We start from the raw sequence: 22,510 nt of genomic DNA, 5'->3' as shown, positions 1-22,510 counted from the left end.
AGTGCATTTCCATGGGTGAAGTCCTCGTCTATGTCGACCACGTGGACGGTGCCGTCCGCAAGCCGACTCTCGAACTGCTGACGCTGGCCCGCCGGATCGGTGAGCCGGTCGCGGTCCACCTCGGCCCCGGCGCCGACGCCGCCGCCTCCGTGCTGGGCGAGCACGGCGCCGTGCGGGTACTGGCCGCCGACGCGCCGGAGTTCGCCGACTACCTCGTCGTACCGAAGGTCGACGCGCTGGAGGCCGCCGCCAAGGCGGTGAGCCCGGTCGCGGTCCTGGTGCCGTCCTCCGCCGAGGGCAAGGAGATCGCCGCGCGGCTCGCGCTGCGCCTGGGCTCGGGCCTGATCACCGACGCGATCGACGTGGAGGCCGGCGCCGACGGCCCGGTGGCCACGCAGTCGGCGTTCGCCGCCGCCTTCACGACCCGCTCCCGGGTCAGCACGGGCGTCCCCGTCATCACGGTGAAGCCGAACTCCGCGCCGGTCGAGGCGGCTTCGGCGGCCGGGACGGTCGAGGCGCTGGAGGTGGCCTTCGGTGAACTGGCCACCGGCACCAAGGTCGTCTCGCGGACCCCGCGGGAGTCGACCGGGCGTCCTGAGCTGACCGAGGCCGCGATCGTGGTCTCCGGCGGTCGCGGTGTCAACGGCGCCGAGAACTTCTCGGTCATCGAGGCGCTGGCGGACTCCCTGGGCGCGGCCGTGGGCGCGTCGCGCGCGGCGGTGGACGCGGGCTGGTACCCGCACACCAACCAGGTCGGCCAGACCGGCAAGTCGGTGTCGCCGCAGCTCTACATCGCCAACGGCATCTCGGGCGCGATCCAGCACCGCGCGGGCATGCAGACGTCCAAGACGATCGTCGCGGTGAACAAGGACGCGGAGGCGCCGATCTTCGACCTCGTCGACTACGGCGTCGTCGGCGACCTCTTCCAGGTCGTCCCCCAGCTCACCGAGGAGATCAAGGCCCGCAAGGGCTGACCGACCCCTCCCGACGGCCCCCGCACGCCAGCCGCGTGCGGGGGCCGTCGTCCGTCCGGCGCCCCCCTGGTGGGGTGTTGACCTCGGCCTACGGCACGGCTAGCTTCACTTCAACGATTTGTTGAATTTCCGGGAGGGTGGCACATGGCGCAGGGCTCAGCGGGCGCGGCGGGCGCGGCGGCGGCCGGTACGACACTGGCGGACGCGGTACGGGCGGACATCGGCGCCGGTCTGGCCGGCACCGACGCCGAACTGGCCCGCCGTTACCCCGGCGACCCCGGCACCCGGCAGCCCGTGCACACCGTCTACGTACCCGCCGACGCCTTCGGCCCCCGGACCGTACGCGACTGGGGCGACCAGGCGCTGGCCGCACTCGACGCCCACGCCCCGGACGCCGCCGCGCTCGCCGCCGTACTCGGCCTGCCCGCGGGGCCGTCCACCGGGCTGGCCGCCGAGGTCCACGACCGGGTGCGGGCCAAGCTGGAGTGCGAGCCCGTCGAGGACCTGCGGATCGACTTCGAGGACGGCTACGGGCCGCGCCCCGACACCGAGGAGGACGCGGCGGCCGTGGCCGCCGCCCGCACCGTGACGGCGGCCGTCGCGGACGGCAGCGCGCCGCCGTACGTCGGCATCCGGATGAAGTGCATGGAGGCGGCGGTCCGCGACCGGGGCATCCGTACGCTCGACCTCTTCCTGACCGCCCTGCTGGACGGGGGCGGTCTGCCCGACGGGCTGCTGCTGACACTGCCCAAGGTGACCTTCCCCGCGCAGGTCGCGGCGATGGCGCTGCTGTGCGAGGAGTTCGAGCGGGCGGCCGGGCTGCCGCGGGGGCGGATCGGCTTCGAGATCCAGATCGAGACCACCCAGTCCATCCTCGGCCCCGACGGCACGGCGACCGTGCCGCGGCTGATCGACGCCGCCAAGGGCCGCGCCACCGGTCTGCACTACGGCACCTTCGACTACAGCGCCGCGTGCGGGGTCAGCGCCGCCCACCAGTCGATGGACCACCCGGCCGCCGACTACGCCAAGGCGGTCATGCAGGTCGCCGCGGCGGGCACCGGCGTCCGGCTGTCCGACGGCTCCACCAACGTGCTCCCCGTCGGCCCGGCCGAGCAGGTGCACGACGCCTGGCGCCTGCACTACGGCCTGGTCCGCCGCTCACTGGCCCGCGCGTACTACCAGGGCTGGGACATGCACCCCGCCCACCTGCCGACCCGCTACGCCGCCGTCTACGCCTTCTACCGCGAGGGCCTGGACGCCTCCGCCGCCCGCCTCGCCGCCTACGTCGCCAAGGCGGGCGGCGACGTCATGGACGAGCCCGCCACGGCCCGCGCCCTCAGCGGCTATCTGCTGCGCGGCCTCGACTGCGGCGCCATCGACGCCGAGGAGGTCACCGAGCGCACCGGGCTCGGCCGCGCGGAGCTGGACACGCTGGCGGGCCGCTAGAAGCCTGTCCCGCGGATCGCGAACGGCCCCTGACGCGGCGGGCGCATGCCCGCCGGACAAGGGCCGATGCCGTACGGGCCCGGCGAGTGCTCAGTCGGACGGGGGGATCTCGCCGGAGCCGCGGGCGATCAGGCGGGCGGGGAGCTCCAGCCGGGCGGGAGCGGCGTCCGCGCCGCCCTCCAGGCGGCGGAAGAGCAACTGCGCCGCGCTGCGTCCGAGCCCCGGCGAGTCCTGGGCCACGACGCTGACCGGCGGGTCGAGCAGATCGGCGAGTTCGAAGTCGTCGAAGCCGACCAGGGCGACCGGGCGCGGGTGGTGGGACAGCACGCGCACCGCCGTGACGGTGACGCGGTTGTTGCCCGCGAACAGCGCCGTCACCGGCTCGGGACCGGACAGCAGGGACGCCAGGACGGCGCGGACCCGCTCGGGGTTGGTCGGGCCCATCGAATACCACTCGGGCCTGATCGTCAGCCCCGCGTCGGTCATCGCCTCGCGGTAGCCGCGCAGTCGCTCGGCGGCGGTGTGAATGCCCGGCTGGTCACCGATGAAGCCGATCCTGCGGTGTCCGTGCGCGATCAGATGCGCGACACCGTCACGGGTGCCGCCCGCGTTGTCGGTCAGCACCATGTCCGCGTCGATCCGGCCCGCGGGACGGTCGACGAAGACCGTGGCCACCCCGGCCTCGATCTCCGGGACCAGATACCGGTGGTCGTCACCCGCGGGCACCACGATCAACCCGTCCACCCGGCGGGCGCAGAACGCCAGCACCAGCTCCTGCTCACGCCGCGGGTCCTCGGCGCTCGACCCGGTGAACAGCAGCGCGCCGTTGGCCCGCGCCACGTCCTCGACCGCCCTGCTGAGCGGGGCGTAGAACGGGTCGGCGAGGTCTTCGAGCACCAGGCCGACACTGGCGGTGCGGCGGGTGCGCAGCAGTCGCGCGCTGTCGTTGCGCCGGAAGCCGAGCGCGTCGATCGCCGCCTGGACGCGGGCGACCGTGTCCGGGGTGACGCCGGGCTCCTCGTTCACCACCCGCGACACCGTCTTGAGGCCGACGCCCGCTCGGGCGGCGACATCTTTCATGGTGGGCCGGGGAACTCGTCCAGAACTGTGGGTCACGATCGTAGTATTCCCTGCGGGAAGAGTTGGACAACGTTGTCAGAGTTAGGCGAGACTATCTCTGGTGCCGTTTCCGCGGAACCCCGGGCGATTCGCCAGGATATTCGTCAGGAACGTCAGGAAAGAGGAGATCCCCGAGCGATGCACCCCCAAGGCGCTACCGGTCCACTCGTGGCCGCAATCGACATCGGCGGTACGAAGATCGCCGGGGCGCTCATCGACGCGGAGGGGCGACTGCTGGCGCGGGCGCTGCGGGCGACGCCCGCGGGGGAGGACGGCGAGACGGTGGTGCGGGCGGTCACCGACGTGATCGCCGAGCTGCGGGCCACCGCCGTGTGGCCCCGCGTCGTCGCCGTCGGCATCGGCAGCGCGGGTCCCGTCGACGCCGCGCACGGCACCGTCAGCCCGGTCAACGTGCCCGGCTGGCGCGAATTCCCGCTCGTCGCGCGGGTGTCCGACGCGGTCGGCGGCCTGCCCGTCGTCCTCACCGGCGACGGGGTCGCCATGACCGCGGCCGAGCACTGGCAGGGAGCCGCCCGCGGTTACGACAACGCGCTGTGCATGGTCGTCTCCACCGGGGTCGGCGGCGGTCTGGTCCTCGGCGGCGCCCTCCTTCCCGGGCCCACCGGCAATGCCGGGCACATCGGTCACATCAGCGTCGACCTCGACGGCGATCTCTGCCCGTGCGGGTCGCGCGGCTGCGTCGAGCGGATCGCCAGCGGGCCGAACATCGCGCGCCGCGCGCTGGACGGGGGCTGGGTGCCGCCCGCCGGTGCCGCGCCCACCGCGGCGGCCGTCGCCGAGGCCGCGCGCGGCGGGGACGCCGTGGCGCTGGCCTCCTTCGACCGGGCCGCACAGGCGCTCGCGGCCGGGATCGCGGCCACCGCGACGCTCGTCGAGATCCATGTCGCCGTCATCGGCGGGGGTGTCGCGGGGGCCGGGCCGATTCTCTTCGATCCTCTCCGGGAGCACCTCGCGCGGTACGCCACGCTTTCTTTCGCGGCCGGGGTCGATGTCGTGCCCGCCAAGCTCGGGACGGATGCCGGGTTGGTCGGGGCGGCGGCGGCTGCGGCGCAGGCGCTGCGGTTGGACGCCTTTACGACGACGATCTGACGGGGCGGCTCGCCGCCGGGTTCGCGTCCGCGAGGACGGTTCCTGTGGGGGCGGGGGCCTGCGGCGTGCTCGGCCTTTGTCGGGCCGGTGGCCCGACAATCCGAAGAGGTGACCGCCTCGCGGGGGCCGGCTGCGGTCCGCGGCTGGGCGCTGGCTGGGCGCGCAGTTCCCCGCGCCCCTCAAAAGACCTGGCGTGCCCTCTGGCGATTGGTGAGGGCGGCGCACCGTGCGCGCCGAGATCTCGGTGTGCTCTCTTCCGAGGGGTGAGGGCGTCTGGGGGCGGGCCCCGAGACCTTGGCCTCCGCGCGGTGTGCTTCGCGTCGTGGACGCCACCGCGTGCCGTGTCTCGTCAGGGGGCGCGCACTCTGGTGCCGCGCAGCCGATGACGGCGCTGATCGCCTTCAGGGCCTTTGAGGGGCTCGGCGCGGGCGGTCTCGCCGTGGGCGCCTTCTGGCTGATCGGCGCGCCGGTGCCGCCACGGCGAGCGGGGCCGCTGCCAGGGCATGACCGCCTCGGTCATGGTGCTCGGCACCATCGGCGGCCCGCTGCTCGGCGGCTTCGTCACCGGCCACCTCGGCTGGCGCTGGGCCTTCTCCGTCAATCTGCCGCTCGGCCTGCTCGCGCTGGTGTGGTGCCAGGTGATGCTGCGGCTGCCCGCCACCCGCGGCAAGGCCGGGACCGACTGGCTCGGCTTCGTCCTCATGACCTTCGCCCTCTCCTCGGTTGTGCTCGCCGGGACCTGGGCGGGCAACCGTTACGCCTGGGCCTCCTGGCGGATCGGCCCGCTGGCCGTCGCCGCCGCGCTCGGCCTGGCCGCCATTGTCGCCTCGCAGCGCCGCGCGGCCGAACCCGTCCTGCCATTGAGGGTGTTCGGCACCCGCAACGTCCGCCTCTCGTCGATGATGATCTTCGCGGTGGGCGCCGCGATGTTCGGTGCCACGCTCCGGCCGGTGCGGAGCTCGGCCTGCTGACGCGGATGTCCACCACGATCGCCCAGAACAACGTCGGGATGCGGGACATGGGCGTCGCGTCCGCCGGCACCACGCTCTTCCGTACGGGCGGCGGCTCGCTCGGCGTGGCCGTCTTCGGCTCGCTGTTCACCCGGGCCACCGAGGGGCGTCGGCCGGGCGCGGGCGGCGCGGGACGCGTACTTGCGTTCCGGCGCGACGGGGACGCATCAGATCTTCATGGTCGCCGCGGCCGTCTGCGCCGCTGCCTTCCTGGCCGCGCTGTTCGCCGAGGAGGACCCGCTGCGCGGCAAACCGGGTGCCGCGCCGAGGCCCGCCCCTGCCGCCGCCGTGCCGGATTCCCGCTGAGGGGCGGCGCGTTTCCGAGGACCGGGAGGCGGGAGCGACCCGCGCCTTCCACCGGATCGCGTGCGGCGCCCGGCTCGACGCGGCGGGCGCTGCCCGGTCCGCCGTGAGCACAGGGTGGCGGCCGCGGAGGCGGAGACGCGGCCCGGGCCGCGCTCCGACGGCCCGCACCGCGACGGTCCGGCGTCCGTCACGCTGACCTCCCCGCGCCGACCGCTGCGGCCGGTACGCGCCGCCGCGGGCCACGGCGCGTTTGCCGCCCACGATGATCCGGGCAATTCGTAGGGGTCTACGGAAAAGGGGGCACCGTGATCATCTGGGTGAACGGGGCGTTCGGCGCGGGGAAGACCAGCGCCGCACTGGAGATGCTGGAGCTGATACCGGAAAGCACCCTGTACGACCCCGAGGTACTCGGCGGCTGTCTGCGCCAACTGCTGCCGGAAAAACGGCTCCAAGAAGTGACCGACTATCAGGACCTGGCCATATGGCGGCGATTGGTGGTCGAGACCGCCGCCGCTCTCCTCAATGAGGTGGGCGGCGTTCTGGTGGCCCCGATGACCCTGCTGCGGCAGGACTACCGCGACGAGATCTTCGGTGGCCTCGCTTCCCGTGGCATCGAGGTCCGGCACGTGCTGCTGGAACCAGGAGAAACGATCCTGCGTGAACGCATCGCCACCAGGGACGACCACCCCGACCGCACCGGAACGAACGACCGGGCCCGCCGCTGGGCGCTGGACCGCATCGCCGACTACGAGAACGCCCTGCCGTGGCTCGCCCTGGACGCGCACATCCTGTCCACCGCGGGCCTGACCCCCCGTCAGACCGCGCTGCGGGTCACCGAGGCCGTCGGGCGCGGCGCCGGGGCCTGCGGGATCGTCCAGACCCCCGAACCGACCGCGGAGACCGTGGCGTCCGGCGTCCTGCTCTTCGACGACGCCGACCGCGTCCTGCTTGTCGACCCGACCTACAAACCCGGCTGGGAGTTCCCCGGCGGGGTCGTCGAACGCGGCGAGTCGCCCGCGCGCGCCGGACACCGCGAGGTCGCCGAGGAGCTGGGGCTCGAACTCGCCCGCGGCCTCGAACTCCTCGTGGTCGACTGGGAACCACCACGCCCGCCCGGCTACGGCGGGCTCCGCCTGATCTTCGACGGCGGCCGGGTCGCGGAAGCGGACATCGGCCGCCTGCTGCTGCCCGGCGCCGAACTGCGCGGCTGGCGCTTCGTCACCGAGGACGAGGCCGCGGGACTGCTCCCACCGGCCCGCCTCGACCGGCTGCGCTGGGCGCTGCGCGCCCGCGAACAGGGCCGCCCGCTCAACCTGGAGGCCGGTCACCCGGCCTAATGACCCCGCCCCGCCCGGCCGCCGCTGCCCCCGCCGCCGCCCACCCGGCGTGGACGGCGGTGACGGCGGCCGGGTCCCGCGGGTCGGTCAGGCCGCGCCGCCCGCGGACTTGGAGGCCGCGTAGTGGCCCAGGAACAGCGCCTCCGCCAGCGACAGCCGCTCCAGCTCCCGCGGCGACACGCTCTCGTTGACCGCGTGGATCTGCGCCTCCGGCTCGCTGAGGCCGATCAGCAGGATCTCGGCTCGCGGATACAGGGTCGCCAGGGTGTTGCACAGCGGGATCGAACCGCCCTGCCCGGCCACCGCCAACTCCTCCCCGTACGCCTCCCGCATCGCGTCCGCCATCGCCGTGTACGCCGGGCTCCCGGTGTCCGCGCGGAACGGCTGACCGCTGCCGCGCTGCGTCACCTCCACCTTCGCGCCCCACGGAGCCGCCGCCCGCAGATGCGCGGTCAGCGCCTCGGCCGCCTGCTCGGCCGCGGTGCCCGGCGGGACCCGGACGCTCACCAGCGCGCCCGCGGTGGCCTGTACGGACGGGGTCGCGCCGACGACCGGCGGCGCGTCGACGCCCAGCACCGTCACCGAGGGACGCGCCCAGATCCGGTCCGCGACACTGCCCTTGCCGACCAGTTCCACACCGTCCAGCACCTTGGCGTCGCGCCGGAAGTCCTCCTCCGGGTAGCGCAGCCCCGGCCACTCGCCCGAGGCGTCGAGACCGTCGATCGTGGTCGAACCGTTCGCGTCACGCAGCGACGCCAGGATCTGGATCAGCGCCCCGAGCGCGTCCGGCGCCGCCCCGCCGAACTGCCCCGAGTGCAGGTTGCCTTCGAGCGTCGAGACGCGGACCTCCGCCAGCACCATGCCGCGCAGCGTCGAGGTCACCGTGGGCAGCCCCACCCGGAAGTTGCCCGCGTCGCCGATCACGATCGCGTCGGCGGCCAGCAGCTCCGGGTGCTCCTCGGCGTAGCGCTCAAGACCGCCGGTGCCCTGCTCCTCGGAACCCTCCACGATCACCTTGATGTTCACCGGAGCGCCGCCGTGCTCGCGCAGCGCCCGCAGCGCCGTGAGGTGCATCAGCACGCCGCCCTTGCAGTCGGCCGCGCCACGCCCGTACCAGCGGCCGTCCCGCTCGGTCAGCTCGAAGGGCGGGGACAGCCACGCCGATTCGTCCAGCGGCGGCTGCACGTCGTAGTGCGCGTACAGCAGCACCGTCGGCGCGCCCTCGGGCCCCGGCAGCCAGCCGTACACCGACTGCGTGCCGTCGGGGGTGTCCAGCAGGGCCACCTCCTGGAAGCCCTCCGCCCGCAGCGCGTCGGCCACCCAGACGGCCGCCTTCTCGCACTCGCTCTTCGGGAACTGTCGTTCATCGGCCACCGACGCGTACGACACCAGCTCCGCCAGCTCCGTCCGGGCACGGGGAAGCAGGGCGGCGACAGTATCGGCGAGCGGGGTGCTGGACATAGGTGCTCCTAGCAGGAATCAGGTGGCAACATCGGTCGTTGGTGCACACAACGGGGTCGCTGCCGATGGTGCCACAGCGAGATGTTCCGGACGGGCGCAATAGGATGCGGCTGAACAGGGGCAACACAGCCGGACAGGCCGAGCGGGAGCGAAACAGACGTGAGCGGTGAGCAGGCGGCGCAGGACAGCGGCGCGAACGACGGCGAGGCGCTCGCGGTCTGGGACGTCGTGGTGATCGGCGCGGGCCCCGCGGGGGCCACCGCGGCCCACGCCGCGGCCGTGACGGGCCGTCGGGTCCTCCTCTTGGAGAAGTCCGAACTGCCGAGGTACAAGACCTGCGGCGGCGGCATCATCGGGTCCTCACGGGACGCCCTGCCGCCGGGATTCGAACTGCCCCTGCGCGACCGGGTGCACGCGGTCACCTTCAGTCTCAACGGCAAGCTGACGCGCACCAAGCGCTCCCGGCAGATGCTCTTCGGGCTGATCAACCGGCCCGAATTCGACAACGCCCTCGTGGAGGCCGCCTGCGAGGCGGGCGCCGAGCTGCGCACCGGAGTGACCGTCTCCCGTGTGGAGCAGCACGGTCCCGGTGTCCCCGACCGTCGCACCGTCGCCGTCGTGCTCAACGGCAGCGGCGGCCCGGCGGGCAAGGGCGTCGAGGAGACCGTCTACGCCCGCGCCGTCGTCGGCGCCGACGGCAGTGCGAGCCGGATAGGCGCTCATGTCGGCGTCAAGCTCGACCAGGTCGACCTCGGCCTGGAGGCGGAGATCCCGGTCCCCACGTCCGTCGCGGAGGACTGGGCGGGACGGGTGCTGATCGACTGGGGCCCGCTGCCCGGCAGTTACGGCTGGGTCTTCCCCAAGGGCGACTCCCTCACCGTGGGCGTGATCTCCGCCCGCGGCGACGGCAGCGCCACCAAGCGCTACCTGGACGACTTCATCGCCCGGCTCGGCCTGGCCGGGTTCGAACCCAGCGTCTCCTCCGGCCACCTCACCCGCTGCCGCGCCGACGACTCCCCGCTCTCCCGGGGCCGGGTCCTGGTCTGCGGCGACGCCGCGGGCCTGCTCGAACCCTGGACGCGCGAGGGCATCTCCTACGCGCTGCGCTCCGGCCGTCTGGCGGGGGAGTGGGCCGTGCGCATCGCCGAGTCCCACGACGCGGTGGACGCCAGGCGCCAGGCCCTCAACTACACCTTCGCGGTGAAGGCCGGGCTCGGCGTCGAGATGGGGGTCGGCCGCCGCATGCTGACCCTCTTCGAACGGCGCCCCGGAATGCTGCACGCTGTGCTCACCACATTCCCGCCCGCCTGGCGCGCCTTCGCGGGCATCACCCGCGGAAAGAGCTCGCTCGCCGAACTCGTCCGCACCCACCCGCTCGCCCGCAAGGCGCTGGAGGCCGTCGACCGGGCCTGACATCGGCCCCGGCCCGGCTCCGGGCCCTGTGCCGTACTCCCGCGCCTCACTTCCCGTCGGTGGCGTGGACCTGGAATATCGGGTGGTTGGGCGCTATCGCGCGCAGCTCCTCGTCGGTCGAATCCGGGCCCACGCCGTCGAAGAAGGCTCCGACCTCGGCCTTCCAGCGCTTGAGGTAGGCGCGCAGGATGGCGGGCTTGTCGTCGTCGGCCACCTCGGTGGCGGTGAACTCCTCGACCTTCTTGCCGAGGTGCAGTTCGCCGCCGCCGGCCACCCGCATGTTGTAGGTCCACTGGACGTGGCCGCGCGGGGCCACCAGATACCGCCGGTCCTCGAAGGTCAGCAGATTCACCGGGGTCTGCCGCCACTCACCGCTCTTGCGGCCCCGGACGGCCAGCACCCGCGAACCCCAGACGCTCAAGCCGCGCCGGGTCAGCCAGCCGACCGTGCGATTGAGGACGTTGACGGTGAACCAGCCGGGCTTCTTGACGTGTGCGACCTGCTCAGACATGGCGATCTCTCCGATTTCTCGACTGCTGTCGTGACCGCTGTTGTGAGCGGTGCTCTCGCTTGAGAACAGTGTGCCAGCGCCTCGTGAGAAAAAGCAAGAGCACTGCTCTCTTTCTTGGCTGATGCTCTTGGAGATGGCACACTGGCTGCCATGAGCGTGATCAGAGGAGCCAGGGAACGGGCGAGGATCGAAGTCACCGCGGCCATCAAGGAAGAGGCCAGACGCCAGCTCGCCGCCGAGGGAGCGGCGCGGCTCTCGCTGCGCGCGGTCGCACGCGAACTGGGCATGGTCTCATCCGCCCTCTACCGCTACTTCCCGAGCAGGGACGATCTGCTCACCGCTCTCATCATCGACGCCTACGACGCGATCGGCGCGGCGGCGGAGGACGCCCTGGCGAGCGCGGTGGAGCAGGGCGCGGCACCGGCCGACCGATGGGTCGCGATCTGCCGCGCCGCCGGCGAGTGGGCCGTCGCCCATCCGCACGAGTACGCGCTGATCTACGGCTCACCCGTACCCGGCTACACCGCGCCGCTCGACACCATCGGCCCCGCCTCCCGCGCCGCCCTGGCCCTGTTCTCCGTCGTCCGCGACGCCCACCGCGACGGCCTGCTCACGCAGCCGCCCGGCAATCCGCTCGCCGCCCCCGTCCGCGCCGACGCCGCCCGGCTCGCCGCGGAACTGGCCCCCGATCTGCCGGTGCGGACGGTCGCCGCGCTCGTCGCCGCCTGGGCGCAGCTCTTCGGGCTGATCAGCTTCGAGGTCTTCGGGCAGTTCAACCGGGTGGTCGAGGCCCGCCGTGAATTCCTCGAACTGGCAGCCGCGGGACTGGCCCGCCAAGTCGGCCTCGGCGCCCCCGCGAGCGCCTCGGCGGACACCCCTGACGACATACCCGCGGACGCGTCGGCGACGGACGGCGTACTCCCCGCGAAGTAGTCGCGGTGCCCCCGTACAGCGGACGCCGCCTCCTGGACCGCGGTCTAGCGTGGAACGCATGAGCAACGAGGAGCCGACAGGGCCGCCGCGCCACGGAATCCCGTTCGCGCGGCCCGTCTGGATCCCCGCACTCGCGCTGGCCTTCGTCCAGGTCGTCGGCACCCGCGTGGCATCGGGCCACCAGACCGGCCGGGTCGGCCTGGACTGGCTCGGCTACCTGCTGCTGCTCGCGGGCCCGGCACTCCTGCTCATCCGCCGCCGCGCGCCGGTCGTCGTGGCCGCCGCGACCTGCGGCGCGACGCTGCTCTACATCACGCTCGGCTATCCCTACGGCCCGGTCTTCGCCAGCCTCGTCGTCGCCTTCTTCAGCGCCGTCGCCGCGGGCCACAGAAGGGCCGTGCCGGCCATCGCCCTGGTGTTCTTCGCCGGACACACGCTGATCGGCCAGTGGCTCTACCGCTATCTGCCGCCCTCCGGCGACGGCCGCGCGTCCTGGGCGGAGACCTCAGCGGCCGGTGCCTGGCTGCTCGCGGTGCTGGCCGCCGCCGAGCTGTACCGGGTACGGCGGGAGCAGATCGCCAGGGACCGCCGTGAGCGGGCCGAGGCCGAGCACCGCAAGGCCGACGAGGAGCGCATGCGGATCGCCCGCGAACTGCACGACGTGCTCGCGCACAGCATCTCGGTGATCAATGTGCAGGCGGGCGTGGCCCTCGCGTTGATGGACGAGCGGCCGGAGCAGGCGCGGACGGCGCTGGTCACCATCAAGGCCGCCAGCAAGGAAGCGCTGGGCGAGGTACGGCAGGTGCTCAGCACGCTCCGCGCCCCCGGCGAGGCACCGCGCTCGCCCGCACCGGGCCTCGACCGGCTCCCCGAACTGGTCGAACAGGCGGGCTCCGCGGGCCTGAAGGCCGAGGTCACCGTCGACGGCGCACCGGCCCCGCTGCCGCCCGGCGTCGACCTCGCCGCCTTCCGTATCGTGCAGGAGGCGCTGACGAACATCGTGCGGCACTCCGGCTCCCGCGCCGCCCGTATCCGCCTCGGCTATCGGCCCGGCAGCGTGGAAGTGACGGTCGACGACGACGGACCCGCCGTCGCGGGCGGCGAGAGCGGCGGGGGCAACGGCCTGGTCGGCATGCGCGAGCGGAGCGTCGCGCTGGGCGGCACGCTGGAGGCGGGCCCGCGCCCCGACGGCGGCTTCCGGATCCGCGCGCTGCTGCCGATCGTCGCGCCGGGCGTACCGGGCGGCGGCACCGAGGCTCCAATCGGCCCGACGCCCGGACCCTCCGCCCCGGCCGACCGGTCCGAGGGCCCGACCCCACCGGCCGCCCCGCCGACGCCACGCGCCGTACGATCGGGCACGGTCGAGCCGCCGCCGCAGGACCGCGCCGACCGGCCCACCCCCGCCGACGGAGCCGCTGAGGCGACCGAGTTCACCAAGGCCGTCGAGGCCACCGAGGAGCGTTAGTGATCCGCGTGCTGCTGGCCGACGACCAGGTGCTGGTACGCGCCGGATTCCGCGCGCTGCTGGACGCGCAGAGCGACATCGAGGTGGTGGGGGAGGCGGCCGACGGCGAGGAGGCGCTGCGGCTGGTCCGCGACATGACCCCCGACGCCGTGCTGATGGACATCCGCATGCCGCTGACGGACGGTCTCGCCGCCACCCGCCGGATCACCGACGACCCGGCGTTGTCCGAGGTCAAGGTGGTCATCCTCACCACCTTCGAACTCGACGAATACGTCTTCGAGGCGATCCGCGCCGGAGCCTCCGGCTTCCTGGTGAAGGACACCGAACCGGAGGAACTGCTGCGCGCGGTAAGGGCGGTGGTGGAGGGCGACGCGCTGCTGTCGCCCGGTGTGACCCGACGGCTGATCGCCGAATTCGCCGCTCGCTCCAAGGAGCCCGCGCAGGCGGTCGGCCTGGACCAACTCACCGAGCGGGAAAGGGAAGTGATGGCGCTGGTCGGCATCGGGCTGTCCAACGACGAGATCTCACGCCGCCTCGTCGTGAGCCCGCTCACCGCCAAGACGCACGTCAGCCGCGCGATGGTGAAACTCGGGGCGCGCGACCGGGCCCAACTGGTCGTGATGGCCTACGAGTCCGGGCTCGTCCGCCCCGGCTGGCTGGGCTGACCCGACGTCACCGACCCGCCGCCCGAGGGCGAACGGCCGGCCGCCGTACCCCACTGGGCCCCCGGATCAGGACCGGTTCCGGCGCCCGACTCGGCGCCCGCGCCCCTCTCGGTGCCCGCGTCCGCGCCGACCGGTGCCCCGGGTAACGGAATCCGCTCGTGCAGCGCGTGCCCCCGCTGCTCGAAGCGGCGGAGCGTCAGGGCGACGCGCCCGCAGAAGGCGGCCGCGGCGACGATCACCGCGGCGGTGAACCACCCTTCGCGGGCCGTGCCGTGGGCCTCGTCCGCCATGACCGGGCTCACCACCGCCAGAAATCCGACCGCCGCCAGCACGGCGCCCGACACCATGGCGAAGACCATTTCGACTGTGATGGCGTCGCGTTCCGCTTGCGTACGGCTTCCGCGCATCCCCCGCCCCTCCCGTCGCAATTGCGATGCGGCCAAGTCTGCCATGGCACGACCGGCCCCGCGCGATGCCTTTTCGCGCGGGGCCGGTCGTCAAGTGCCCGGATCACCAAGGGAGTCGGAGGACGCCGGAAGGGACGCGGGATGGGAATCGGACAGTCGGCCGAGCGGTCGGCCGACCGGGTGATCAGTCGCGCACGGCGACCTGTTCCGGCTCGTCGGCCGCCCCGGCGGAGCCCGCGGAACCGACAGACCCCGTGGCAGCCGCGGAACCGGCGGCGCCGGACCGTCCCGCGCCCCCGTTCTCGAAGTCGGCCGAGGACGCGACCAGGATGCCGTAGGACGCCTTCCTGCGGGTGAACAGCCCGGACAGGGTCAGCAGCAGGCCCACGAGACCGATGCCGGTGACGACCCACAGGCCGGGCCGGTAACTGTCCAGAATGGCCTGCTTGTTCGCCGGGTGATCGCCGCCGGCTGCGGTGACCACCGCGGTGACCACGGCCAGGAAGATGGCGCCGCCGACCTGGAAGGAGGTGTTGAGCAGTCCGGAGACCATGCCCTGCTCATGGTCCTTGACGCCGTTGGTGGCCTGGATGTTGAGGGACGGGAAGGCCAGCGCGAAGGCGGCGCCGAGCAGCAGCATCGACGGCAGGATGGCCGCCGCGTAGTTCGGGTCCAGATTGATCCGGAGGAAGAGGATGTAGCCGATGACCAGCGAGGTGAAGCCGACGGCGATCACCCGTGGCGTGCCGAACCGGTCCACGATCGGGCCCATCCGGGTGGACAGGACGGCCACCAGTGAGCCCGCGGGCAGGAAGGCGAGCGCGGTGTGCAGGGCGCTCCAGCCCAGCACGTTCTGCATGTACTGCGTGACGAGGAACTGGAAGGCGACGTACGAGCCGAAGAAGGTGGCGCCGCCGAGGTTGGCCCTGATCTGGCTGGACGAGCGCAGGACGCCGAGCCGGATCAGCGGGGACGAGGAGCGGTGTTCGATGGCGACGAAGGACGCCAGCAGGACGGCGACGGCGGCGAAGGAGACCAGCGTGCGGGCCGAGGCCCAGCCCGCCTCGGACGCCGAGACCACGGTGAACACCAGCAACAGCATCGAGGCCGTGCCGGTGACGGCGCCCGGCAGGTCGTATCCGCGGCCCTTGCCGCTCTCGCGCGGGCTCTTCGGGATGAGCTTCAGACCGGCGGCGAGGGCGATCAGCGCGACCGGCGCGGGCAGCAGCATCGTCCAGCGCCAGCCCGCCTCGGTGAGGAAGCCGGAGAGCACCAGACCCATGGAGAAGCCGGTGGCGCCGCAGCTCGAGTAGATGGTGAGGGCGCGGTTGCGGACCGGGCCCTCGGCGAAGGTCGTGGTGATGATCGACAGTCCGGCGGGCGCGGTGAACGCGGCGCTGAGGCCCTTGATGAAGCGGGTCGCGATCAGCAGTTCACCCGAGTCGACCAGGCCGCCGAGCAGTGAGGCGACGGCGAAGACGCCGAGCGCGATGAGGAAGACGCGGCGCCTGCCGAGCAGGTCGGCCGCGCGGCCGCCGAGCAGCAGCAGGCCGCCGTAGCCGAGGATGTAACCGCTGACGACCCACTGGAGCGAGGACGTGGAGAGGTCGAGGTCGTGGGCGATCGAAGGCAGCGCCACGCCGACCATCGACACATCGAGTGCGTCGAGGAAGAGCGCCGCGCAGAGCACCAGGAGCGTGCCCCACTGCAGGGCACTCCATCGCTCCTCGGTGCGGGGGACGGTAGGAGACGGAGAGGTCATGGAGGCGAGACTTACATGCGCACGCATTCAATGCAAGCGCATTTAATGTCCGTGCATGAAGGGTTCGCTTTCTGCTACCGTGCAGACATGACCGGCGACAAGGGTGAGCGGGCGCTCGTGGACGAGTGGCGGCAGATCCTTGCCGTTCACGCGCGCACGGCATGTGAACTCGACCGTGCGCTGCACCAGTACGGGCTCGGCGCCAGCGACTTCGAGGTGCTGGACCTGCTGGCCTCCGGCGACCCCCAGGACGGCGGCTGCACCTTCCGCGTCCAGGAGCTGGCCGACCGCGTCCACCTCAGCCAGAGCGCGCTGTCCCGGCTCGTCGCCCGGCTGGAGAAGGACGGTCTCGTCGACCGCGGCATCTGTAGCGAGGACCGCCGGGGCGTACGCGTCGGCCTCACCGAGACCGGCCGCGCCCGATACGAACAGGCCCGCCCCTGCCACCGCGCCGTGCTGGAACGGATGCTCGTCCAGAGCTGACCCCGTTCGTCAATCCGCGGGCCCCGGTCCGTTCGTCAGGTGATCTTCGCCGTCCGACGCCACAGCTCCACCAGCGCGTCGTCACCCGTCACCGACAGCCGCTCGTACGACCCGCGGTTCCACAGCGCCAGATAGAGGTCGGCCGCCGAGCCGGTGACGGTGCAGTCCGCCTCACCGGGCGCGTCGCGCTCCGCGGTCGGGGCCTCGGACGAGAGCCGCAGCAGCCACTCGCGGGCGCCGCCCGGCACGTCGGTCGCCCGGACCCGCAGCGTGCGCGGCCGGTCGGTGCGGAGCCTGGCCCGCCGCCTGGCCTGGAAGCCGGTCAGCAGCTCGTCCACGCCGTCCGCCGCGAAGCCGGTGTCCACCGGGGACGGGTCGCGGCCGAGCGCCGCCTCCGCGTCGATCCGGTGGATCGTCGTCTCATGGGCCTGGCGCCGCGCCCAGAAGGCCAGCGGCGAGGGCGCCGCCAGGAAGAACCAGCACGTCAGATCGGCGGGGGCGGCGACCAGAGCTTCCGTGAGCCGCCGATGCGTACCCCGGTACCAGTCCACCAGCTCCGGGTCGTCGGGCACCGCCGGGTCCAACGGCTCGCGCTCCATGCGGCCTTCGGCGACGTACCCGGTGGCCCAGCGGTGCACCGCGCCGGTGTGCGCCAGCAGGTCGCGCACCCGCCAGCCGGGACACGGCGGCACGGGCGCGTCGAGACCGGCGCCGCCCGCCGCGTCGGCGAGCAGCGTGCCCTCGTCGCGCAGCGTGTCGATGAACTCGGCTGTCTCCATGCTCCCCGTCCGCTTCCCCGTCCGCTGATCGCTCTCCATGCGCGGATTCTCGCAGGACGGTCACCGTGCGGGCGAGGGAGTAAACGGGGCCGGCGGCCCGCTCAGCGGGTGGGCCGGGCGCCCGTCTCCGCGGCCGTCGAGCCGTCGGCGGAACGCTCGCCCCTGGTGTCGGCGCGGCGGCGGGCGTACCGGGCCGCGTAGCCGAGCAGTACGGCGTTGAGCGCCGCGGAGACCAGCGCGGCCACGACGGTCAGCGTCCAGCCGGACCAGCCGAAGGCGGTGCCACGGGTGTCCATGCCGCCGACCGCGGCGAAGAGCGCCCAGATCAGCGGCGTCCACGGCAGGGTCAGCAGCACCAGCAGGACGGCGGTGAGCGAGGCGTTGCGGTGCGAGAAGACCGCCGTGTCCAGCAGCATCAGCGCCAGCGCGGCGCCGACGACGTACAGATAGCCGCGGGAGATCCGTTCCCGGTGCAGCGGGCCGGTGGCGGTGGTCAGCCAGGACGGTATGCGCATCGCTCCTCCTTGCGGTTCCGAACCCGTACGATTCCGGCCCGTGAGGCTCCGACGCCTTCGCCCCGCCCGGTCTCCGGGCCCTACGCTTCCGGCAGTGGATCTCGCGGCCGGGGACCAGCATGCCGTGATACGTGCCGGTGAGCGCCTGTTCCGTCGGTCACTTCTCGGCGCGCGCGGCGCTGTTCCGTACGCCGTAGGCGATGGCCGCCGCGACCGCGGCCAGGGCGGAGACGGTGGTCAGCGCGGTGGGCAGGCCGACGGCGTCGGTGAGGAAACCGATCGAGGGCGGGCCGAGCAGCATGCCGCCGTAGCCGAGGGTGGAGGCCGCCGCGACGCCGCCGGGGCCGGTCAGTTCGCCCGCCCTGGCCATGGCGGTGGGGAAGAGGTTGGCCAGGCCGAGCCCGGTGACGGCGAAACCGGCCACCACGACCGGGGTCGACGGCGCCAGCGCGCCGATCAGCATCCCCGCGGAGGCGGTGAGGCCGCCCAGCACCAACGCCCGTGTCTGTCCGAGGCGTTCGATCAGCGCGGTACCGGAAAGGCGGCCGAGCATCATCGCGCCCGCGACCGCCGCGTAACCGGCCGCCGCGATGCTCGACCCCCCGTGCAGATCCTGCTCGATGTGCAGCGGCCCCCACTCGGCGAGCGCGCCCTCGCCGTACGCGGAACACGCCGCGATCAGCCCGAAGAGGAGGACGATCAGCCCCGTCCTGGCAGGCTTGCCGGGCGCGGTCTTCGCGGCGGGCGCGTGCACCGGGTCCTTCGCCGTCGCGGTGACCGCGTCGGCAGGTGCCGCGACCGTACGGGCCGGGCCGTCCACGAGCGGCGGTTCCGTACGGGCCTGTACGGGTCCGGCCGTCTGGCGTGCCGCGACCGCCGACGGCTGGCGCAGCGGGTGCGCCAGAAGGACGCGTCCGGCGAGGAAGACCGTCAGCAGGCCGATCGGGGTGAGCAGCAGCAGGTGCGTGGCGGCCGACAGGTGCGGTGCCAGCAGGCCGCCGAGCCCCGCGCCGAGCAGGCCGCCCATGCTGTACGCCGCGTGGAAGCTGGACATGACCGGGCGGCGCATGGCCGCGACCAGGTCGACGGCGACGCTGTTGATCGCCACGTTCATGCCGCCGTAGGCCACCCCGAACAGCAGCAGGACGAGGCCGAGGGCGAGTGCCGAGTGCGTCCTCGGGGGCAGGGCGATGCTCAGGGAGAGGAGGATGCCGGTCAGCACCGTCACCCGGCGGCTGCCGAAGCGGCGGCAGAGCCGTCCGGTGAGCACCATCGTGGCGATGGCGCCGACGGAGACACCGAGCAGCGCGAGGCCCAACTGACCGGCGGTCGCGCCGGTCTGGGCCTTGATCGCGGGAATGCGGACGACCCACCCGGCGAAGAGGAAGCCGTCGACGGCGAAGAAGACGGTCAGGGCGACGCGCAGGCGGCGTAGGGCAGGAGAGGGTGGCGGAGTGTGGTGGGATCGGCCGAGGGCCGTCCCTATTTTGTTTAGCGTCGGCACAAAGTCAGAATAGAGGGGTGACACAGATTCGGACAAGGCTTGAGAGGGGTCGGGGCGCGCTCGGCCCGGCACTCTCCCTCGTGCACACCGGCCGCGCGGCGACCCGCGCCCTGCTGACCGCGGAGCTCGGAGTGACCCGCGCCACCGCCGGGGCGGTGGCCGCGGAGCTGGAGGCGCTGGGACTGATCCGGGTCGACACCCGGCCCACCGGCCCCTCCGGCGCGCAGGGCCGTCCCTCGCACCGGCTCGACGTGGCCCCCGGCGGACCGGTCGCGCTCGCCGCCCAGGTGCACGCCGACGGATTCCGGGCCGCGCTGGTCGGACTCGGCGGCGAGATCGTCGCCACCGCGCCCGGCTCCATGACCGTGCACGCCGATCCCGCGCATGTGCTCGCCGCGGTCGTCGAGGCCGGAGCGGAGCTGCTGAGCGCGTCGGGCCGGGTCTGCGTCGGCGCGGGCCTCGCCGTACCGTCCGCCGTCGCGGAGCCCGAGGGCACCGCACTCAACCCGCTGCACCTCGCGTGGCCCGCGGGCGCCCCCGTACGGCAGGTGTTCGCGAGCCAGATCGCCCGCGTCGGCATCACGGGACCCGACGGCGACCCCGTCCCCTCCTTCATCGGCAACGACGTCAACGTCGCCGCGCTCGCCGAACACCGGCACGGCGCGGGACGCGACGCCCAGCACCTGCTCGTCGTCGCCTCCGGACACCGCGGTGTCGGTGGCGCCCTGGTCCTCGACGGCCGTCTGCACACCGGCAGTTCAGGGCTCGCCCTGGAGGTCGGCCACCTCACCGTGCTGCCCGACGGACGCCCCTGCCACTGCGGCAGCCGCGGCTGTCTCGACGTCGAGGCCGACCCGCTGGCCTTCCTCGAAGCGGCCGGTCGCGCGCCGGGGCCCGAGGGCTCGCTGCTCCAGCAGTCCATCGACCTGCTCCGCAGGGAGTACGACGACCCGTCCGACCCTTCCGTCCGCGACGCCGCGCACACCCTCATCGACCGCCTCGGGCGCGGTCTGGCCGGACTCGTCAACGTCCTCAACCCCGATCGCATCCTTCTCGGCGGCCTGCACCGGTATCTGCTGGACGCTGATCCGGAGCGTTTGCGGGCTGTTGTCGCCGATCACAGCCTTTGGGGGCGCAGCGGTAGTGTGCCGCTGCTCGCCTGTGCTCTGGACCACAACAGCCTTGTCGGGGCGGCGGAGTTGGCGTGGCAGCCGGTGCTGGATGATCCGCTGGCGCTGCTGGGCGGGTGAGGGGTGCCCGTTCGTTTGGCGGTTCGCCGCTGTGTGCCTTGTCGTTCCCGCCCGCCCACCCGTGCGGGTGCTTTTTCGTCTGCGGGTGCCGCTTGTGCCTGGTCGGTGCCGGGCCGGGGCACCTCCTCGGGCGACGAACGTGTCCGCACTTCGATGACGTCCAGCCCTTGTCCGTTCGTCCCCCTGCGGGGGCACCCCGGCCCGTCCCCTCCCGGTACGTCGGCGTCCGCCTGTCCGGTGGGGGTGGCGGAGGGGGGTGGGTGGGAGCTCGGCCCCTGCGCTCCCCGACCTCCCGGCGGGGTGGGCGAAAGGGGGTGGGTGGGCTCGGGTACGTCGGCGTCCAACGGTCCGCCTGGGGCGGATGGGACGGGGTGGGTGGGAGCTCGGCCCCCTGCGCGACCGACCGTCCAGCCGGGGCGGACGGGAAGGGGTGGGTGGGGGCTCGGCCGCTGCGCCCCCGACCTCCCGGCGGGGTGGGCGAAGGGGGTGGGTGGGCTCGGGTACGGTCGCGTCCGCCTGTCCGGTGGGGGGCCGGGGTGGGGGTCCAAGATTGTGAGGGTGCCCCGGGTGTCTTCCGCCCTGAGGGGGCGCTCTCCGTCGATCCCGCGGTGGAGGAACGGCCGGGTGCCGTCGCCGGTCTTTGGGACTTCCTCAGCCACAGCGGACCGTCGGACGCCGACGTGCCCGAGCCCATCCATCCCCCTCCCGCCTACGCGGGCGGGTCGGGGGGCGCAGGGGGCGAGCCCCCACCCACCCCCTCCCCGGCAACCCCCACCGGACCGTCGGACGCCGACATACCGGGAGGGGACGGGGCGGGGTGCCCCCGCAGAAATACGTTGACGGCCGGGTGCCGGATTCGTAAGGGCCAGGTGGTACGGATTTCGAGGAGGTGCCCCGGACCGGCACCGACCAGGCACAGGCGGCACCCGCAGACGACAAAGCACCCGCACGGGTGGGCGGGCGGGCGGGCAAGACAGACCGCGCAGCGGCGAGCCCTCAGAAGAGCGGCGGCGGGGCTTGCTTGGCCGGCGCGGTGACGGCCGTCGGGACATCCGTTGGCGCGCCGTGCGGCGGTCGCAGCAGGGGCCAGCCCTGGGCGAGCCGGGTGTCGAGCAGCAGAAGGCGGCCCGGGCCTTCCGCCCCCTCCGGCTCCGAGACCCGCACGTAGACGTCGTAACCGGCCGCCGCCCTGACCGTCCCGGTCACCGTGCTGCCCGGCGGCAGCGCGGTGATGCGGGCGGCCGGAGGCGGGAGTTGACCGGGGGAGAGGCCGAACAGGACGGCGTGGTCGACGACTTCGCAGGGCCGAGCCCGCAAGGTGTCGGGCAGCAGGCCGGCCACCGAGGCGTGCAGGCCGCGCAGTTCGGCCGCGCGGGCCTCCGCGTCGGGCAGCGCGTGGCGGGCGGCGCGCTTGGCCGGAGCGGAGACGCGGTCGGGGACGCCGAGGGCCGCGCCCAGGATCGCCTCGGTACGGCGGGCCGTCATCAGGGGCCCCTCGCCGAGGAAGGTGAAGCAGACGGCGGCCTGCTCCCGCAGCCTGGCCGCGCCGCGTTCGGCCGCCGTGATGCCCACCTTGAGCAGTCCGGGGCCGAACCAGGCCAGATAGACGGCGTACGGCCGCGGATCGTCCGCCTTGGTGTCGGCCGCCACCGAATACGAACGGTCCAGCGCGGCGCACCGCTCGCACTGGTCGCGCCGTACGTCGGGAGGCAGCCGCGCGCCGTAAGGACACGTCACGTACCGGCCGCCGCGCCACACCCCCGCGCAGGTGCGTACCGCGTCCGCGCCGACGGCCAGGGACAGCGGTCCGCCGAGCCGCAGCGGGCTCGACCGGCCGCGGTGCACCGGATGCCACCACGTCCACTCGGGACCGCCCTGACCCCAGCCCAGTCCCGTGCAGTGCCACATGTCCCCGACCCTAGGGCAGGGGTACGACAGCGCCCGCCCTCGACCGCTGACGGCGGTGCCCGTACCGGCCGGGAGCAGTGCCGGGGCCGCCGCGTACTGCGCGGGTGGTAGCGCGGGTGCCGCTGGCCGTACGACGACGGGCGGCCTGTGGA

The 22,510-nt window shown here is 73.5% G+C and carries 21 protein-coding genes; 12 read left to right on the top strand and 9 right to left on the bottom strand.

The features are described 5' to 3' along the window. The first annotated feature begins 11 nt into the window (after positions 1-11). Positions 12-974, top strand: a complete 963-nt coding sequence (locus tag ACZ37P_RS33345; RefSeq protein WP_355343825.1) for an electron transfer flavoprotein subunit alpha/FixB family protein — start codon at positions 12-14, stop codon at positions 972-974. A 144-nt stretch (positions 975-1,118) separates the two neighbouring features. Next, entirely contained in the window at positions 1,119-2,420 is a 1,302-nt protein-coding gene (locus tag ACZ37P_RS33340; protein WP_467350128.1) for a DUF6986 family protein, read from the top strand. Between the two features lie 90 nt (positions 2,421-2,510). Here ACZ37P_RS33340 and ACZ37P_RS33335 read toward each other — a convergent pair whose 3' ends face one another. Then, complete coding sequence (locus ACZ37P_RS33335; protein WP_467350127.1) at positions 2,511-3,500, bottom strand: LacI family DNA-binding transcriptional regulator; 990 nt, start codon at positions 3,498-3,500, stop codon at positions 2,511-2,513. Between the two features lie 177 nt (positions 3,501-3,677). On the opposite strand from ACZ37P_RS33335, the gene ACZ37P_RS33330 reads away from it, so the two are divergent. From ACZ37P_RS33330 to ACZ37P_RS33315, 4 genes are all read left to right on the top strand, one after another. Beyond that, positions 3,678-4,649, top strand: coding sequence for an ROK family protein (locus tag ACZ37P_RS33330; protein ID WP_355343834.1), 972 nt, complete (start codon positions 3,678-3,680; stop codon positions 4,647-4,649). A gap of 503 nt (positions 4,650-5,152) precedes the next feature. Then, positions 5,153-5,620, top strand: a complete 468-nt coding sequence (locus tag ACZ37P_RS33325; protein ID WP_467350125.1) for a hypothetical protein — start codon at positions 5,153-5,155, stop codon at positions 5,618-5,620. Positions 5,621-5,800: 180 nt separating this feature from the next. After that, positions 5,801-5,965, top strand: a complete 165-nt coding sequence (locus tag ACZ37P_RS33320; RefSeq protein WP_467350123.1) for a hypothetical protein — start codon at positions 5,801-5,803, stop codon at positions 5,963-5,965. A 305-nt stretch (positions 5,966-6,270) separates the two neighbouring features. Continuing rightward, positions 6,271-7,302 carry an NUDIX hydrolase gene (locus ACZ37P_RS33315; RefSeq protein WP_467350121.1) on the top strand — a complete coding sequence of 344 codons (1,032 nt, stop codon included), beginning with the start codon at positions 6,271-6,273 and terminating at the stop codon, positions 7,300-7,302. Positions 7,303-7,389: 87 nt separating this feature from the next. Here ACZ37P_RS33315 and ACZ37P_RS33310 read toward each other — a convergent pair whose 3' ends face one another. Then, a complete protein-coding gene (locus ACZ37P_RS33310; RefSeq protein WP_467350120.1) occupies positions 7,390-8,763 on the bottom strand; it encodes a M20/M25/M40 family metallo-hydrolase in 1,374 nt (457 codons plus the stop codon). A 159-nt stretch (positions 8,764-8,922) separates the two neighbouring features. Between ACZ37P_RS33310 and ACZ37P_RS33305 the strand changes: the two genes are divergently transcribed. Beyond that, positions 8,923-10,176, top strand: coding sequence for a geranylgeranyl reductase family protein (locus ACZ37P_RS33305; protein ID WP_355343843.1), 1,254 nt, complete (start codon positions 8,923-8,925; stop codon positions 10,174-10,176). A 46-nt stretch (positions 10,177-10,222) separates the two neighbouring features. On the opposite strand, the gene ACZ37P_RS33300 is transcribed toward ACZ37P_RS33305, so the two are convergent. Continuing rightward, positions 10,223-10,687: a nitroreductase family deazaflavin-dependent oxidoreductase gene (locus ACZ37P_RS33300; RefSeq protein WP_355343847.1), complete on the bottom strand. Its 465-nt coding sequence runs from the start codon at positions 10,685-10,687 to the stop codon at positions 10,223-10,225. Positions 10,688-10,837: 150 nt separating this feature from the next. Between ACZ37P_RS33300 and ACZ37P_RS33295 the strand changes: the two genes are divergently transcribed. Genes ACZ37P_RS33295 through ACZ37P_RS33285 form a run of 3 tightly spaced genes read left to right on the top strand, consistent with a single transcriptional unit; the run spans position 10,838 to position 13,750 of the window. After that, positions 10,838-11,620, top strand: a complete 783-nt coding sequence (locus ACZ37P_RS33295; protein ID WP_391050200.1) for a TetR/AcrR family transcriptional regulator — start codon at positions 10,838-10,840, stop codon at positions 11,618-11,620. Positions 11,621-11,678: 58 nt separating this feature from the next. Continuing rightward, entirely contained in the window at positions 11,679-13,085 is a 1,407-nt protein-coding gene (locus ACZ37P_RS33290; protein ID WP_467350116.1) for a sensor histidine kinase, read from the top strand. Next, on the top strand, positions 13,085-13,750 hold the full coding sequence (locus ACZ37P_RS33285) for a response regulator (RefSeq protein WP_467350115.1): 666 nt from the start codon (positions 13,085-13,087) through the stop codon (positions 13,748-13,750). The genes ACZ37P_RS33290 and ACZ37P_RS33285 overlap by 1 nt, the downstream gene beginning before the upstream one ends. Here ACZ37P_RS33285 and ACZ37P_RS33280 read toward each other — a convergent pair. Together ACZ37P_RS33280 and ACZ37P_RS33275 are read right to left on the bottom strand one after the other, a co-directional pair. Beyond that, positions 13,711-14,157, bottom strand: coding sequence for a DUF6332 family protein (locus ACZ37P_RS33280; protein ID WP_467350113.1), 447 nt, complete (start codon positions 14,155-14,157; stop codon positions 13,711-13,713). The two genes, ACZ37P_RS33285 and ACZ37P_RS33280, sit on opposite strands and share 40 nt — an antisense overlap. Before the next feature lie 184 nt (positions 14,158-14,341). Beyond that, positions 14,342-15,919 (bottom strand): MFS transporter, encoded by a 1,578-nt coding sequence (locus ACZ37P_RS33275; protein ID WP_467350111.1) that lies wholly within the window; start codon positions 15,917-15,919, stop codon positions 14,342-14,344. Positions 15,920-16,006: 87 nt separating this feature from the next. Here ACZ37P_RS33275 and ACZ37P_RS33270 point away from each other — a divergent pair, with 87 nt between their 5' ends. Continuing rightward, complete coding sequence (locus ACZ37P_RS33270; protein WP_355343865.1) at positions 16,007-16,402, top strand: MarR family winged helix-turn-helix transcriptional regulator; 396 nt, start codon at positions 16,007-16,009, stop codon at positions 16,400-16,402. Positions 16,403-16,437: 35 nt separating this feature from the next. On the opposite strand, the gene ACZ37P_RS33265 is transcribed toward ACZ37P_RS33270, so the two are convergent. From ACZ37P_RS33265 to ACZ37P_RS33255, 3 genes are all read right to left on the bottom strand, one after another. Further along, the gene (locus ACZ37P_RS33265; RefSeq protein ID WP_467350109.1) at positions 16,438-17,220 is read right to left on the bottom strand and encodes a maleylpyruvate isomerase family mycothiol-dependent enzyme; all 783 of its coding nucleotides are present in this window, start codon (positions 17,218-17,220) and stop codon (positions 16,438-16,440) included. 62 nt (positions 17,221-17,282) lie between these two features. Beyond that, the gene (locus ACZ37P_RS33260; RefSeq protein ID WP_355343871.1) at positions 17,283-17,696 is read right to left on the bottom strand and encodes an SCO4225 family membrane protein; all 414 of its coding nucleotides are present in this window, start codon (positions 17,694-17,696) and stop codon (positions 17,283-17,285) included. A gap of 157 nt (positions 17,697-17,853) precedes the next feature. Then, positions 17,854-19,200, bottom strand: a complete 1,347-nt coding sequence (locus tag ACZ37P_RS33255) for an MFS transporter (protein WP_467350108.1) — start codon at positions 19,198-19,200, stop codon at positions 17,854-17,856. Positions 19,201-19,217: 17 nt separating this feature from the next. Here ACZ37P_RS33255 and ACZ37P_RS33250 point away from each other — a divergent pair, with 17 nt between their 5' ends. Next, on the top strand, positions 19,218-20,450 hold the full coding sequence (locus ACZ37P_RS33250) for an ROK family protein (protein ID WP_355343876.1): 1,233 nt from the start codon (positions 19,218-19,220) through the stop codon (positions 20,448-20,450). 996 nt (positions 20,451-21,446) lie between these two features. Here ACZ37P_RS33250 and ACZ37P_RS33245 read toward each other — a convergent pair. Further along, entirely contained in the window at positions 21,447-22,358 is a 912-nt protein-coding gene (locus ACZ37P_RS33245) for a DUF2797 domain-containing protein (RefSeq protein WP_467350106.1), read from the bottom strand. Between the last annotated feature and the right edge of the window lie 152 nt (positions 22,359-22,510).

The sequence above is a fragment of the Streptomyces sp. NPDC024632 genome (genome assembly GCF_055559175.1).
The sequence above is the reverse complement of the archived record's forward strand: the minus strand, read 5'-3'. Positions and strand labels throughout refer to the sequence as shown.

Excerpts from the sequence above, each read along its gene's own strand:
- ACZ37P_RS33270 (WP_355343865.1), top strand. The coding sequence starts at position 16,007 with ATGACCGGCGACAAGGGTGAGCGGGCGCTCGTGGACGAGTGGCGGCAG.
- ACZ37P_RS33260 (WP_355343871.1), bottom strand. The coding sequence starts at position 17,696 with ATGCGCATACCGTCCTGGCTGACCACCGCCACCGGCCCGCTGCACCGG.
- ACZ37P_RS33330 (WP_355343834.1), top strand. The coding sequence starts at position 3,678 with ATGCACCCCCAAGGCGCTACCGGTCCACTCGTGGCCGCAATCGACATC.
- ACZ37P_RS33280 (WP_467350113.1), bottom strand. The coding sequence starts at position 14,157 with ATGCGCGGAAGCCGTACGCAAGCGGAACGCGACGCCATCACAGTCGAA.
- ACZ37P_RS33345 (WP_355343825.1), top strand. The coding sequence starts at position 12 with ATGGGTGAAGTCCTCGTCTATGTCGACCACGTGGACGGTGCCGTCCGC.
- ACZ37P_RS33275 (WP_467350111.1), bottom strand. The coding sequence starts at position 15,919 with ATGACCTCTCCGTCTCCTACCGTCCCCCGCACCGAGGAGCGATGGAGT.
- ACZ37P_RS33245 (WP_467350106.1), bottom strand. The coding sequence starts at position 22,358 with ATGTGGCACTGCACGGGACTGGGCTGGGGTCAGGGCGGTCCCGAGTGG.
- ACZ37P_RS33340 (WP_467350128.1), top strand. The coding sequence starts at position 1,119 with ATGGCGCAGGGCTCAGCGGGCGCGGCGGGCGCGGCGGCGGCCGGTACG.
- ACZ37P_RS33325 (WP_467350125.1), top strand. The coding sequence starts at position 5,153 with ATGACCGCCTCGGTCATGGTGCTCGGCACCATCGGCGGCCCGCTGCTC.
- ACZ37P_RS33300 (WP_355343847.1), bottom strand. The coding sequence starts at position 10,687 with ATGTCTGAGCAGGTCGCACACGTCAAGAAGCCCGGCTGGTTCACCGTC.
- ACZ37P_RS33335 (WP_467350127.1), bottom strand. The coding sequence starts at position 3,500 with ATGAAAGATGTCGCCGCCCGAGCGGGCGTCGGCCTCAAGACGGTGTCG.
- ACZ37P_RS33290 (WP_467350116.1), top strand. The coding sequence starts at position 11,679 with ATGAGCAACGAGGAGCCGACAGGGCCGCCGCGCCACGGAATCCCGTTC.
- ACZ37P_RS33265 (WP_467350109.1), bottom strand. The coding sequence starts at position 17,220 with ATGGAGAGCGATCAGCGGACGGGGAAGCGGACGGGGAGCATGGAGACA.
- ACZ37P_RS33310 (WP_467350120.1), bottom strand. The coding sequence starts at position 8,763 with ATGTCCAGCACCCCGCTCGCCGATACTGTCGCCGCCCTGCTTCCCCGT.
- ACZ37P_RS33295 (WP_391050200.1), top strand. The coding sequence starts at position 10,838 with ATGAGCGTGATCAGAGGAGCCAGGGAACGGGCGAGGATCGAAGTCACC.